General features: G+C 74.5%; 12 protein-coding genes and 1 pseudogene. 8 read left to right on the top strand and 5 right to left on the bottom strand.

Going from position 1 to position 13,528, the window contains the following annotated elements:
* Positions 1 to 19: 19 nt before the first annotated feature.
* The gene (locus ACQZOG_RS02710) at positions 20 to 880 is read right to left on the bottom strand and encodes an LLM class F420-dependent oxidoreductase (protein WP_430741238.1); all 861 of its coding nucleotides are present in this window, start codon (positions 878 to 880) and stop codon (positions 20 to 22) included.
* Positions 881 to 1,031: 151 nt separating this feature from the next.
* On the opposite strand from ACQZOG_RS02710, the pseudogene ACQZOG_RS02705 reads away from it, so the two are divergent.
* The 4 genes and pseudogenes from ACQZOG_RS02705 to ACQZOG_RS02690 form a co-directional block, all read left to right on the top strand.
* A pseudogene (locus ACQZOG_RS02705) lies at positions 1,032 to 1,229 on the top strand (CehA/McbA family metallohydrolase); the annotation flags it as partial.
* A 13-nt stretch (positions 1,230 to 1,242) separates the two neighbouring features.
* Positions 1,243 to 1,638: a nitroreductase/quinone reductase family protein gene (locus ACQZOG_RS02700; protein ID WP_048457457.1), complete on the top strand. Its 396-nt coding sequence runs from the start codon at positions 1,243 to 1,245 to the stop codon at positions 1,636 to 1,638.
* A gap of 125 nt (positions 1,639 to 1,763) precedes the next feature.
* On the top strand, positions 1,764 to 4,721 hold the full coding sequence (locus ACQZOG_RS02695) for an AfsR/SARP family transcriptional regulator (RefSeq protein WP_058916611.1): 2,958 nt from the start codon (positions 1,764 to 1,766) through the stop codon (positions 4,719 to 4,721).
* 209 nt (positions 4,722 to 4,930) lie between these two features.
* Positions 4,931 to 5,119 (top strand): hypothetical protein, encoded by a 189-nt coding sequence (locus tag ACQZOG_RS02690; RefSeq protein ID WP_037640153.1) that lies wholly within the window; start codon positions 4,931 to 4,933, stop codon positions 5,117 to 5,119.
* Positions 5,120 to 5,249: 130 nt separating this feature from the next.
* On the opposite strand, the gene ACQZOG_RS02685 is transcribed toward ACQZOG_RS02690, so the two are convergent.
* The 3 genes from ACQZOG_RS02685 to ACQZOG_RS02675 form a co-directional block, all read right to left on the bottom strand.
* On the bottom strand, positions 5,250 to 5,774 hold the full coding sequence (locus ACQZOG_RS02685; RefSeq protein ID WP_193467656.1) for a hypothetical protein: 525 nt from the start codon (positions 5,772 to 5,774) through the stop codon (positions 5,250 to 5,252).
* A gap of 186 nt (positions 5,775 to 5,960) precedes the next feature.
* On the bottom strand, positions 5,961 to 8,321 hold the full coding sequence (locus ACQZOG_RS02680; protein WP_033276553.1) for a PQQ-binding-like beta-propeller repeat protein: 2,361 nt from the start codon (positions 8,319 to 8,321) through the stop codon (positions 5,961 to 5,963).
* A gap of 222 nt (positions 8,322 to 8,543) precedes the next feature.
* Entirely contained in the window at positions 8,544 to 9,266 is a 723-nt protein-coding gene (locus tag ACQZOG_RS02675) for a VOC family protein (protein ID WP_033276552.1), read from the bottom strand.
* Positions 9,267 to 9,400: 134 nt separating this feature from the next.
* Between ACQZOG_RS02675 and ACQZOG_RS02670 the strand changes: the two genes are divergently transcribed.
* From ACQZOG_RS02670 to ACQZOG_RS02660, 3 genes are all read left to right on the top strand, one after another.
* On the top strand, positions 9,401 to 10,036 hold the full coding sequence (locus tag ACQZOG_RS02670; RefSeq protein WP_033276551.1) for a TetR family transcriptional regulator: 636 nt from the start codon (positions 9,401 to 9,403) through the stop codon (positions 10,034 to 10,036).
* Positions 10,037 to 10,255: 219 nt separating this feature from the next.
* A complete protein-coding gene (locus ACQZOG_RS02665) occupies positions 10,256 to 10,681 on the top strand; it encodes a pyridoxamine 5'-phosphate oxidase family protein (RefSeq protein ID WP_359597670.1) in 426 nt (141 codons plus the stop codon).
* A gap of 18 nt (positions 10,682 to 10,699) precedes the next feature.
* Entirely contained in the window at positions 10,700 to 11,365 is a 666-nt protein-coding gene (locus ACQZOG_RS02660) for a pyridoxine/pyridoxamine 5'-phosphate oxidase (protein ID WP_037640161.1), read from the top strand.
* A gap of 41 nt (positions 11,366 to 11,406) precedes the next feature.
* On the opposite strand, the gene ACQZOG_RS02655 is transcribed toward ACQZOG_RS02660, so the two are convergent.
* Positions 11,407 to 12,021 carry a GNAT family N-acetyltransferase gene (locus tag ACQZOG_RS02655; RefSeq protein WP_058916607.1) on the bottom strand — a complete coding sequence of 205 codons (615 nt, stop codon included), beginning with the start codon at positions 12,019 to 12,021 and terminating at the stop codon, positions 11,407 to 11,409.
* Between the two features lie 102 nt (positions 12,022 to 12,123).
* On the opposite strand from ACQZOG_RS02655, the gene ACQZOG_RS02650 reads away from it, so the two are divergent.
* On the top strand, positions 12,124 to 13,323 hold the full coding sequence (locus tag ACQZOG_RS02650) for a flavin-containing monooxygenase (protein WP_033276547.1): 1,200 nt from the start codon (positions 12,124 to 12,126) through the stop codon (positions 13,321 to 13,323).
* Positions 13,324 to 13,528: the final 205 nt, after the last annotated feature.

Raw genomic sequence — 13,528 nt, 5'->3', positions numbered from 1 at the left:
GAGCATACGTTCGGCGTGATCAGGAGCCCTGCCCGTCCACGAACGACTGGAGCGCGTCCAGCGCACGGAGTACCTCCGTCTCCCCCTCCGGCGGCAGCTGTGCCACGACCTCCTCGACGCCCAGCTCGGCGAAGTGCGCCAGCTTTCCCGTGCTGGGACGGACCGCGTACGGCACGACCTGGAGGGCGGCCGGGTCGCGGCCGGCGTCGGCCCAGGCGGCGCGCAGCGCGGGCAGCGCCTCGGTCAGCCCGCGCCCGCCGATCGGCAGCCAGCCGTCGGCGTAGGCGCAGATGTCGGCGAACAGCTTCGGTCCGGCCGCACCGCCGACGAGGGTGCGCGGCCCGCTCACCGGGCCGCGCGGCTTCTGCACCGGCTTGGGGTACGCGGTGCTCGCCCGGACGCTCGCGAACTCGCCGTCGTAGGCGGTCGGTTCGTCGGCCCACAGGGCGCGCATGAGGCCCATCCGGTCGCGGACCAGGGCCCGCCGGGTGCGCCACTCCACGCCGTGGTCGGCGGCCTCCTCCACGTTCCACCCGAAGCCGAGCCCCAGCGTGAACCGGCCGGCGGAGAGGTGGTCGAGGGTCGCGATCTGCTTGGCCAGGTCGATCGGGTCGTGCTGCGCGGCGAGCGTGATGCCGGTCCCGAGCCCGAGCCGGTCGGTGACGGCCGCGGCCTGGCCGAGCGCGACGAAGGGGTCGAGGGTGCGGCCGTACTGGCGGGGCAGCTCGCCGCCCGCCGGGTAGGGGGTGGTGCGCTCGACGGGGATGTGCGTGTGCTCCGGCAGGTAGAGCCCGGCGAAGCCCCGCTGTTCCAGTTCCCGGGCCAGCCGGACCGGGGTGATCGTCTCGTCGGTGAGGAAGATAGTGACGGCGATGCGCATGGGCTGCCTTTCGTACGCGGACGACGCCCCATGCATACCCGGCCGCTCCCCTCCTGTCCATACCGACCGGTCGGCATTACGTCCGGCCCGGCCCCACGCACCCGCCCCGAAACCCGCCGATTCCCTTCCCTGCCACGGCAGTTCACTGCTCATCCGGCTCGTCACCGACCAGGGCGTGCTGCACACCTCCGCGCCGCTGCCGGCGGGCGGGGAAGGTGCCGTGGAGTGGCGGACCACCCCGGCGTACGCCGCGTACGTGCGCGCGGAGGTGCGGCACGAGGCCGCCGTCCCGCCGCTGCCCGGAAGCTTGGCCGCTTTCACCAACCCCGTCTTCCTCGGCCGCCGGTAGGCTCGGCGCCACGATGACTTCTCGCGCCGAACGCAAGTACCGCGTCGCCACGGCCTTCCAGCGCCGCGTCGGGAACCCCCTGCTGCGCCGAATGCCGTTCCAGACCCTGCTGGAGACCACCGGCCGCGTGTCGGGCCTGCCCCGCACCACACCGGTGGGCGGACGGCGCGACGGTGACACCTTCTGGCTGGTGTCGGAGTTCGGCGAACGCTCGCAGTACGTGCGGAACATCAAGGCGGACCCCCGGGTGCGGGTGCGCGTCCGGGGCCGCTGGCACACCGGCACAGCCCACCTGATGCCCGACGACGACCCCGTGGCCCGGCTGCGCTCGCTCCCCCGCCTCAACAGCGCCGCCGTCCGCGCGATCGGGGCCGAACTGCTCACGGTACGGGTGGATCTGGACGGATGAGGTCGCACATGTGTGGAGTCCGTGGCGGCCCGCCGCTCCCCGTGTGATCGGTGTCTCGCGAGGCTGACTCATGCGTCAGGAGAAGGCAAACTGGCGTAGTTGCTCGGAATGCATAGGGGGACTGCATGGACGGTGTGCCGCGAGGGCCCGAGCAGCGGGGTCCCGGCTCCTCCCCGGAGCCGTCGGCGCTGCGGTTCGGAGTGCTGGGCCCGGTGCGCGCCTGGCGTGACGACGTACCGGTCGCCACCGGCAGTCCGCAGCAACGTGCCCTGCTGGCCGCGCTGTTGCTGCGCGAGGGCCGCACCGCGACGGCCGCCGAGCTGATCGACGCCCTGTGGGGCGAGGAACCGCCCTCGCAGGCGCTGGCCGCGGTGCGCACCTACGCGTCCCGGCTGCGGAAGGTGCTGGACCCCGGCGTCCTGGTCAGCGAGTCCGGCGGCTACGCCGTGCGCGGGCTCGGCCAGGGCGCGCTGGACCTCGCGGCCGCGCAGGAGCTGGCGGCGGAGGCGGAGAAGGCCCGCGCCGCGGGCGACCTGAGCCGCGCCCGCGACCTGCTCGGCCAAGGGCTGGCGCTGTGGGACGGCGAGACGCTGGCCGGGGTGCCGGGACCGTACGCGGAGGCGCAGCGCGTACGCCTGGAGGAGTGGCGGCTCCAACTCCTCGAGACGCGGCTCGACATGGACCTGGAGCAGGGCTGCCACGCGGAGGCCGTCTCCGAGCTGACCGCGCTGACCGCCGCCCACCCGCTGCGGGAGCGGCTGCGCGAGCTGCTCATGCTGGCGCTGTACCGCAGCGGACGCCAGGCCGAGGCGCTCGCTGTGTACGCCGACACCCGCCGGCTGCTCGCCGACGAGCTGGGCGTCGACCCCCGCCCGGACCTCAGCGAGCTGCAGCAGCGCATCCTGGAGGCCGACCCCGCCCTCGCCGAACCGCCCGCCAGGCTGCCCACCCCGGAGCCCGCCCCCGTACGCCCGGCACAACTCCCGGCGTCGGTGCCGGACTTCACGGGCCGTGCGGCGTTCGTACGGGAGCTGGGCGAGGTCCTCGCGTCGGCCACCGGCGACCAGGCGCAGGTGATGGCGGTGTCCGCCGTCGCCGGCATCGGCGGCGTCGGCAAGACCACCCTCGCCGTGCACGTGGCGCACGCCGCCCGGGACGCGTTCCCCGACGGCCAGCTCTACGTCGACCTCCAGGGCGCCGGCGCGCGCGCCGCGGAACCGGAGACGGTCCTCGGCTCCTTCCTGCGGGCGCTCGGCACGGCCGACTCGGCGATCCCGGACTCGCTGGAGGAGCGGGCAGCGCTGTACCGCTCGATGCTGGACGGCCGCCGGGTGCTGGTGCTGCTGGACAACGCGCGCGACGCGGCGCAGGTACGGCCGCTGCTGCCGGGCACGGCGGGCTGCGCGGCGCTGGTGACGTCCCGGGTGCGGATGGTGGGCCTGGCCGGGGCGCACCTGGTCGACCTGGACGTGATGTCGCCGGAGGAGGCGCTGGCGCTCTTCACGAAGATCGTCGGCGAGGAGCGGGTGCGCTCCGAACGGGAGGCCGCCCTGGACGTGGTGGCCGCCTGCGGCTTCCTGCCGCTGGCCATCCGTATCGCCGCCTCGCGGCTGGCCTCCCGGCGCACCTGGACGGTGTCGTTCCTCGCGGCGAAGCTCGCCGACGAGCGCCGCCGCCTGGACGAGCTCCAGGCCGGGGACCTGGCCGTGAAGGCGACCTTCGAGCTGGGGTACGGCGCGCTGGACGCGGCGCAGGCCCGCGCGTTCCGGCTGCTGGGCCTGGCCGACGGCCCCGACATCTCGCTGGCCGCCGCCTCCGCCCTGCTGGACCTGGAGGCGGAGGCGACGGAGGACCTGCTGGAGTCCCTCGTCGACACGTCCCTGCTGGAGTCGGCGGCCCCCGGCCGCTACCGCTTCCACGATCTCGTGCGGCTCTACGCGCGTGCGTGCGCCGAGCGGGACGAGCAGCCGCCCGCCGAGCGGGAGGCGGCCCGGTCGCGGCTGCTGGACTACTACCTGGCGACGGCGGTGCGGGTGTACGGCATCGAGCGGCCGGGCGACCGGACCGTGGCGCACCTGGAGAAGGGCCGTTTCGAGGGCGAGGAGTTCGGCGGCGCGGCGAAGGCGGTGGACTGGCTGCACAGCGAGGCCGGGCCGCTGCTGGCGTGCGTGCAGCAGTCGCTGGGCGCGTCCATGGTGCGCCGGGCCGTGGACCTGCTGGTCGCGACCATCGACCTCGCGGAGTCCGGGGTGGACTCGCGTCAGTACCGCAAGACCGCGCGGGCCGCGTGCGAGGCGGCGGCGGCCCTCGGGGACGCCCGCGCCGAGGTGCGGGCCCGGGTCACCGTCGCCCAGGTGCTCAGCCAGGCGGGCCGGTTCGAGGCCGCCGAGGAGGAGACGATGCGGGCGGACGCGCTGCTGCGGGAGGCGGACGACCCGTGGGCGAACGGCACCGCCCCGAACCAGCTCGGCATCATCGCCACGTGCACCGCCCGGTACGCGGACGCCGAGGGGTACTTCCTGCGCGCGATCGACGCCTTCCGCGCCGACGGCAACCGGCCGGGCGAGGCCAGCGCGGTCTGCAACCTCTCCCGCGCGCTCGCCTCCATGGGCCGCAGCAACGAGGCGGTGGAACTCGCCCGGCGGGGCGTCGAGATCTACGACGCGCTGGGGATGTCGATGCGGGTGGCGAACGCCCGGTACGCGTCCGGGATCGTGCTCAGCCAGGCGGGGCGCACGTCGGAGGCGCTGGCCCAGCTCGACGAGGCGCTGTGCATCTTCGCGGAGAACCGTCAGTCGCTGTGGGAGGGCACGACCCACTACCGCATCGCCGAGGTGCACCTGCGGGCCGGTCGCCCGGCGCGGGCCGCCCGGCACGCGGAACAGGCCCTGGCGATGGGCTGCATCGGCGGCGACTGGATGCGGGCCAACGCTCTCACCCTGCTCGGCCGGGCGCTGGACACCCTGGACCAGGGCGACCGGGCGCGCGCCTGCTGGCGCGAGGCGCTGACCCTGTACGACGAGACGGGTTCCGTGGAGGCCGTCCAGGTGCGCAGGCTGCTCGCCCCGCTGTCGGTGGCCTGACGGCGGCCCGCCGGAGGCGTTCATCGAACGTTTATGGCGGGCTGCCACTCTCATGGAACGGATGCGTCGCGTCGGGGGGCAGGCGGATCCGAGGGGCTCATCTCCACTCTGAGGCCCGCTGGAACGCCCGCTCGGCGACCTTCGGGGGAGTCGCCGAGCGGGCCGTTCAACCGCACGTCCCGATCCATCTGTTGGGGGTTGTACACGTCATGACGGAAGCCACGAACGAGCCGGAGTTCACCACGCAGGACCAGCACGTGCCGACGCCGCCGAGCAAGGACGACCCGGAGGTCACCACGCTCGACCAGCACGTGCCGGCCCCGCCCAGCATCGGCGAGGTCACCACGCTGGACCAGCACGTCCCGGCGCCGCCCGCCCGGGACGGGGACGGCCGCTGAGCCTTCTTCCCGCACGGGGACCGGCCGCGGCGGCACGGAGGGGGAGCCGTCGCGGCCGGGTCGTGGGAGAGGGGCCTTGGTGCGGAGTCGTACGACTCCGCACCAAGGCCCCTCTCCCGTGTCGTCGCGGTCAGGCCGCCGGGGCGTAGGAGTCGAGCTCGCACGCGTCGATCTGCGGGAGGCTCGCCTCGTCGTCCACCGGGACCTTGACCTCGGTGGTCTCACCCGCCGGGACGGAGACCTCCTCGGTACCGCGGGTCAGTTCCTCGCCGGCGACGTCCTTGAAGATCACCACGACCGAGAAGGTGCCCTCAAGCGTGTCGCTGTTGGTGACCTCGACGGTGGCGTACGGCTTCTCCTCGGACGCGCACTCCACCAGCTTCATCGGGGCCGCGCTCGGGTACGCCGACACCTCCGAGCCACCGGACCCGCTGCTGCCGTAGTCGTCGTCGTAGTCGTCATCGTCGTCGTAGTCGCGGTGCGAACCGCTCGACGAGTCGTGGTTCTGGCTGGAGCTGCTGCAGCCACCGTCGCCGTCGCCGTCGTGGTGCCCGCTGCCGTGGCCGTGCCCGCGGCCGGTGGAGAAGCCGGTGAGCGCGAGGACGACCAGCGCCGAGACAGCGGTGAGCTTGAGAGTCTTCCCCCGAGAAGTCATGACCCTCAGGCTAGCGATCTTTGTGTCACGGCCATGTCACTGCCTGGCGACCGTCCCGTACCCGGCGTAGCGTCGGCCCCGAGGGCGGCGGACACCCACCGCCCCGCAGCGGCGGCCGCCGTCCGGGCCCCTTCCGTGCAGCCGGCACGACGGCCGTCCCCCGCAGGGGCGCCGGCGACGCGCGTCTCACGCGGTCCGCGCCGTGCCCGTGCCCTTCTCCGCGTCCAGCGCGTACACACAGCGGTCCTTGCTGCACGCGTACACCACGCCGTCGCGCACCACCGGGGAGCCGGTGATCTCGCCGCCGGTCGCGAGCTTCCAGCGCAGCCGGCCGTCGTCGGCCTTCAGCGTGTACAGCAGGTGGTCGCTGGAGCCGAAGTGGATCCGGCCTTCGGCGACCGCGGGCGCGCCCACGATCTCGCCGCCGGACTGGAAGCGCCACTTGGGCGTGCCGGTGACCGCGTCCAGCGTGTAGAGGCCCTTGCCGCTGCCCACGTGGACATGGCCCGCGGCGACCAGCACCGGCTCGGCCGAGGAGCGCGCCTCGGTGGCGATGCGCCAGCGGTCGCGGCCGTCGGTGGCGTCCAGGGCGTACACCGTGCCGAGGTAGTCGGCGAGGTACACCCCGCCGCCGGTGACCGCGGGGCCGGGCACGAAGGCGGGCGGGCACAGGAAGACCGCCGGGGCCTCGAAGTGCCAGCGGACGTGTCCGGAGGCGGCCTCCAGGGCGAGCACCCGGGTGCCTGCGCAGACGTAGACGTAGCCGTCGGGCGCGGCGGTGAGGCGGACCGGGACGCCGCCGCACGAGGCCGCGTCGCCGATCGGGTACGACCAGCGCTCCTCGCCGGTGCGGGCGTCCAGGGCGCGCAGCCGGGCGTCCTGCCAGACGTAGGCGGTGCCGTCGAAGAGGGCGGGGCCGGCCTCCGGGGACTCGAAGTCGGTCTGGCAGCCGCCGACCTCCCACAGCTTCTGCCCGGTGGACGCCTCCCAGCCCTGGACGCCGCCGCCGCGGGTGCCGGTGAGGACGGTGCCGCGGTCGGCCTTGAGGGAGTACACCCAGGCGTCCGTGTTCAGCCGCCACAGGTCGCCGCCCTCGCGGGCGTCGAGCGCGTAGAGGGTGGGCCCGTCGGAGGCGTGGATGCGGCCGTCGGCGACCGCCATCGACCAGGCGACGTCCCGCGTCTTGAAGCGGCGCCGTCCGGTGGCCACGTCCAGGGCGTGCACCTCGAAGGAGGTGACGTACACCAGGTCGCCGGCCACGGCGGGGGTGCCCCACACGTCGTTGGACATGCGGAACCGCCAGGGGCGCCAGCCGCCGGGCTGCTCCGGCTGCGCTGCGGGCGCCGGAGGCACGGGCGCGACGGCCGGCTCGGCGCCGTTCACGCCGGGGCGGGGCTTGGTCCAGGTGGCGGCCAGGGCGGCGGCGGGCGGGGGCGCCTGCACGGCGGCCGCGCGCGTGTCGGCGACGCGCGGGCCGGGACCGATGGGCACCGCGGCGCCCGCCAGCCGGACGGGGCCGGTGCCGGGCGCGCCCACGGGGGCCGGCTGGGGCGGGGGCGGCGGGACGACCGGGTCGTGCGGCGGCGGGGGCGGCACGTGGGGACGCGCGCCGCCCCCGCTGCGGCCGCTGTTCTGCGGCGGTCTGGCGGGGCGGCCGCCGCGGCGCGTCTCGATCAGGGCGACCGCCCGCTCGGGCAGCCACGCGGACGCCGTGCCGCTGTCGTCGGAGCCGGAGCCGAACAGGTGCGGGGCGAGCTGTGCCTGGAGGTCGGCGGGGTTGGGCCGGGCCGTCGGGTCCATCTGCATGCACGACTCGATGAGCGGCCGCAGCTCGTCCGGCAGGCCCTCCAGGTCCGGGCCCTCGCGCAGCAGCATGAAGACCGTCTCGACAGGGTTGGCGCCGTGGAACGGGGGGTGGCCGGTGGCGGCGAAGACCAGCATGGAGCCGAGGGAGAACACGTCGCTCGCGCCGGTGACGCTGCGGGAGTCCTTGGCCTGCTCGGGGGACATGTAGGCGGGGGTGCCCACAGCAACGTTGGTCATCGTCAGCCGGGTGTTGGACACGCCGGACGCGATGCCGAAGTCGATCACCCGGGGGCCGTCCTCGACGACCAGCACGTTGGACGGCTTGAGGTCGCGGTGGACCAGGCCCGCGCCGTGGATCGACTGGAGCGCCTCGGCGACGCCGGCGGCGAGCCAGCGCACGGCCTGCGCGGGCAGCGGCCCGCACTCGTTCACTATCTCCTCGAGCGAGGGGGCGGGCACGTAGGCGGTGGCCAGCCACGGTACGGCGGCGCGCGGGTCGGCGTCCACGACGGCCGCCGTGTAGAAACCGGAGACCGCGCGGGCCGCCTCCACCTCGCGCGTGAAACGCACCCGGAACAGCTGGTCCTCTGCCAGCTCGGTCCGGACCGTCTTGATCGCCACCCGCCGGCCGGACGCCGAGCGCGCGAGATAGACCAGCCCCATGCCGCCGGCTCCCAGCCGTCCCAGCACCTCGAACGGCCCGATTCGCCGCGGATCGTGCTGCGTCAGCTGATCCACCACTTGCCTGCCACCTCCCCGTACGCGTCGCGCCACCACCTGTGCGCGACCGTAGTGCAGCGTCTCACCACCGCACCGCCGTGGCGGCACGCACCCCGATTCTTCCTGTCCGCGCCCCCTGGTGCGAACCGGCCGACAAATCGGGTGTCCAGGTTTACATATGACTCGAATGGACGGCCGGACGGTGTACAGGCGACGGACCGCAGCGGCGCACCGAGCGTACGGTCAGCGCCGCAGCAGCGCGAAGGACGCCCCCTGATTGTCGGTGACGACGGCCGCCGTCCCGTACGACGTCTCGAAGGGCGGGACCTGCGTGCGGCCACCGAGCCGGGCGACCCGCTCCAGGGCGGGCTCCAGCTCCGTCACGGCGAAGTGGACGAGGAGGTGCGGCGGCATCTCGGGGGCGAAGACCTCGGAGACGGGCGCGCGGCCGAAGTCGGGGTCGGCTCCCTCGCCGAACAGGGCGTCCTGGAAGAGGTCGCCGTAGAAGGTGTTGGCCGTCCCGGTGTCCCGTGCGTAGAGCTGGACCCAGGCGAAGGTGCCCGGCTCGTGGCGACGTGCGAAGCCGGTCGCGGTCCCGGGCTGCCACAGCGAGAACACCGCGCCCTCCGGGTCGGTGACGAGCGCGGTGCGGCCGAGGTCGCCGAACGGCGCCGGGGGCGCGACCACCTGTCCGCCGGCCGCACGGATGCGCGCGCACAGGCCGTCGGCGTCCGGGGTGGAGAAGGACACCGTCCACACCGTCGGCAGCCGTCCGTCCGTCTTGTGCGCGAGGGAGGCGACGGGGTCGCCGTCCTTCAGCGCGCGGACCGTCCCGGTGGGCTGCTCCTCGAAGGTCCAGCCGAACAGCTCACCGTAGAACCGTTTGCCCGCCTCCAGATCGGGCAGCTGCGCGTCCACCCAGCAGGGGGTGCCCTCCGTGTACTCCGACGCCCTGTTTTCGGCCATGCCGACAACGTAGCCGCGCCGCCCGCACCCCGCCGACCAGGCACACCAGGGTTCTTCGGGCCCCGCACCCCATTTGCAGTCGGCCGAATCGCGCTCCCGAACCCCGTCGGTAAGCTGACGGCATGACAGGACAAGTGCGTACCGTCGACGGCCGCGTGGCCGGCCGGCGTGGGCAGGAGACCCGGCAGAAGCTGCTCGACTGCCTCAGCGAGATGCTCAGCTCGTCCCCGTACCGGGATGTCAAGGTCATCGACGTCGCCCGCCGCGCGGGGACCTCGCCGGCCACCTTCTACCAGTACTTCCCGGACGTCGAGGGCGCCGTCCTGGAGCTCGCCGAGACCATGGCGTCCGAGAGCGGCTCCCTGAGCGAGCTGGTCGAGGGACGCTCCTGGAGCGGGCGGGCCGGCTGGCAGACGGCACAGGAACTGGTGGACGGCTTCCTGGAGTTCTGGCGGAAGAACGACGCGATCCTCCGCGTGGTGGATCTCGGCTCCGCCGAAGGGGACAAACGTTTCTCCAAGATCCGCCTGAAGGTTCTCAACGCCGTGGAGGCCTCCCTCGCCCAGGCGGTCTCCGAGCTCCAGGCGAAGGGGCGGATCGACAAGGACGTCAACCCCGGCGCGGTCGCCGGCTCCCTGGTCGCCATGCTGGCGGCCGTGGCCTCGCACCAGAAAGGTTTCTCCTCCTGGGGCGTCAAGCAGGCCGAGATCAAGCCGAACCTGGCGCTGCTGGTGCACCTGGGAGTCACCGGGCGCAAGCCGACCAAGTAGCCGCGCGCGGCCCCGCTCCTCCCCCGCGACCTCGTCGTTCCTGTCATCCGGGCGGCGGTTCACTCCGGTGGACCGCCGCCTGTCGCGTTCCCGGGGGCGGGCCGGTTCCGATGGTTGGGGGCGCAACGTGCGGAACACGTCCCGGCCCGGCCGGCGTTGTACCGCCCGGCCGCAGGCCCGAGTGCACGCCCCGACGCCGACGACGCTGGAGGAACCGCCATGGTCCTGTCCCCCGAAGAGCGCGAGACGTTCCTGTCCGAACCGCGCGTGGCCGCGTTCGCGGTGGACGCGGGCGACGGCCGCGCCCCGCTGACCGTGCCGATCTGGTACCAGTACGCGCCCGGCGAGGACGTGTGGATCCTCACCGGGCGGCACTCCCGCAAGAACCGGCTGCTCCAGGCGGCGGGACGCTTCTCCCTCCTGGTGGAGCGCGTCGAGCCGACCATCCGCTACGTCTCCGTCGAGGGCCCGGTCGTCGACACCTCTCCCGCCACGGTCGAGAAGCTGCGGGAGATCTCCGCGCGCTACCTGCCCGCCGAGAAGGTCGAGGGGTACGTGGACTTCGCGTGGAAGAACCACGGGGAGCAGGTCGTCGTGCGGATGCGGCCGGAGCGGTGGGTGTCGTCGGACCTGGGGTCGATCTGAGGGCCGACAATCGGCCGCATGGAACCCGACCTTCACGCACTGCTGCGGTCCCTGCGGGTGTGGGACCCGGCCGTCACCGATCTGCGCCCCTTCGACGCCGGGCGGGCCCCCGCCGAGCCGCTGCCGCTGTTCGCGCGGTGGCTGGCGGACGCCGCGGCGGCCGGGCAGCCCGAGCCGCACACCATGTCCCTGGCGACGGCGGACGCGGACGGCCTGCCGGACGTACGGATCGTGATGCTGCACGGCGCGGACGAGCGGGGATGGTCGTTCGCCACGCACGCGCACAGCCGCAAGGGCGGGCACCTCGCCGCCCGCCCGTACGCGGCCCTCACCTTCTACTGGCCGGTCCTGGGCCGCCAGGTGCGGGTACGGGGTCCCGTCACGGCCGCCCCGCCCGAGGAGGCCCGGGCGGACCTCCACGCCCGCTCCACGGGCGCGCTGGCCTCCGCCCTGACCGGCCGCCAGAGCGCGGTGCTCGCCTCTCCCGAGGAACTCGCCCGCGCCTCGGAGGCCGCCTGGGAGAAGGCCCGCCGGGCCCCTGACACCCCGGCCCCCTCATGGACGCTGTACCACCTGGCCCCGGACGAGGTGGAGTTCTTCCAGGGCGACCCGCAGCGCCGCCACGTACGCCTGCGGTACCGCGGGGAGGGGGAGGACTGGGCGAGGGAGCTGCTGTGGCCGTGAGGCGGTTGCCGCGCGTCTGAGGGGAGACGTCCCGGAGGGGGTCACGGCCCCGGCGGGGACGGGTCCGGCGGGGACGGGTCCGTGGCCAGGCGGGCGTGGAGGTGGGTGTCGCGGAACGCGTCGTGGCGGCCGGGGGCGAACATCGCGTCACGCAGCGTGCCCTCCGGGAGGAAGCCGCAGCGGTTCGCGACCCGGCAGGACACCTCGTGGCCGACGGCGTGGCCCAGTTCCAGGCGGTGGAGGGCGCCTTCGGTCAGCGCCCAGTCCGCGGCGAGCAGCACCGCGCGGGTGGCCACGCCCCGGCCTCGCGCCTCGGGCAGGACCCAGTAGCCGATCCGGCCGACGGCCATGACCGGCCGGATGTCGTCGATGCCGATGTGGCCGAGCGGCGTGCCGTCGGCCGCGTCGGCGATGTGGAAGGAGACGACGGCCCCCTCCTCGGCGAGGGCGGCCCGGGTGCGCAGCGACCGCCGGGCGCCGTCCAGGTCGCCGACCGGTCGCAGCGGGGTGTTCCAGCGCCGGAACTCCGGGTCGGTGAGGCCGCGCAGCCAGGCCTCGGCGTCGTCGTCGGAGCGCGGGTCCCAGGCGCGCAGGAGCAGTCCGTGGTCGCGGAGTTCGGACGGCGGTCGGGGTCGGGTGCGCTGTGGGGAAGACATGGGGACATTGAACCCGCGATCACGACATCATGTGATCATTCCGCAACCAATTCCGGTCTTGACCGAGACCCATCAATGCCGTGCCGGATTACGCTCGCGGTCATGGCCGACTCCACCACGTCCGCGCAGCCCACCGCGCCCCTCCGGGCGGACCGCCCCGTCTACGTCGTCGGCGGCGGCCCCGGCGGACTGTCCGTCGCGTACGCCCTGCGCGCCCACGGGGTGCGGGCCGTCGTCCTGGAGCGCTCCGAGCGGGTCGGCGACTCCTGGCGCCGTCACTACGACCGGCTGCACCTGCACACCACCCGGCGCCGGTCCGCGCTGCCCGGCCTGCCGATGCCCCGCCGCTTCGGCCGCTGGCCGTCCCGCGACGACGTGGTCCGCTACCTGGAGAAGTACGCCGAGCACCACCGCCTGGAGATCGTCACCGGCGTCGAGGTGTCCCGCGTCGAGCGCACCGAGGACGGCACCGGCTGGCTGCTGCGGGCCACCGGCGGACGGGAGCTGACCGGCGCGGCGGTCGTCGTCGCCACCGGCTTCAACCACACCCCGCGCGTCCCCGACTGGCCCGGACGGGACACGTACACCGGGGAGCTGCTGCACGCGTCCCGGTACCGCGACGCCAAGCCGTTCGCCGGGCGGGACGTCCTGGTGGTCGGCGTCGGCAACACGGGCGCCGAGATCGCCGTGGACCTGGTGGAGGGCGGCGCCTCCCGGGTGCGGCTGGCGGTGCGGACCCCTCCGCACATCGTGCGCCGCTCGACGGCCGGGTGGCCCGCGCAGTACTCCGGGATCCTGGTGCGCCGGCTGCCGGTGCCGCTGGTCGACCGCATCAGCCGCCTCCAGGCGCGGATCGCGGTGCCGGACCTGTCCGAGCACGGCCTGCCCCGCCCGGAGACGGGGCTCTACAGCCGTGCCCTGGAGGGCGCGATCCCCGTGCAGGACGTCGGTCTGATCGACGCCGTGCGCAAGGGCGAGGTGGAGGTGGTCGCCGCCGTGAAGGGCTTCGAGGGGGGCGAGGTGCTGCTGGCCGACGGCGAGCGCGTCGCCCCGGACGCGGTGGTCGCGGCCACCGGGTACGAGCGCGGGCTGGAGGGCCTGGTCGGCGGTCTCGGGGTGCTGGACGAGCGGGGCAGACCCGTGGTCCACGGCGCCCGCACCCCGGCCGGCGCCCCGGACCTGTACTTCACCGGCTTCACGAACCCGATCAGCGGCAACCTCCGAGAGATGGCCCTGGACGCCCGTCGCATCGCCCGAGCGGTCGCCCGCAACGGCAAGGCGTCCCGCCTGCCGGGCGCCTGACGCCGGGGGCGCCCTGACGCCCGAGGGTGCCCGGCGCCGGGGTGGGTGCCCCGACCCTCGCGGCGCCCGACCGTCAAGCGTCCGGCCCCCGGGCTTCCCCGCCCTCGGGGCGCTCGAGTCCCAAGGCGCCTGACCTCCAGGGCACCCGGCCTTGGCCCGGACCGTCAGGACGTCCGGCCCTCGGGCAGCCCCAGCGTTCAAGGGG

Origin of the sequence: Streptomyces sp. P13-3-3 (assembly GCF_050571355.1) — a bacterium.
In the GTDB taxonomy this organism is placed as follows: Bacteria; Actinomycetota; Actinomycetes; order Streptomycetales; family Streptomycetaceae; genus Streptomyces; species Streptomyces althioticus.
Note: the sequence above shows the minus strand (reverse complement) of the source record. Positions and strands in the feature narration are given on the sequence as shown.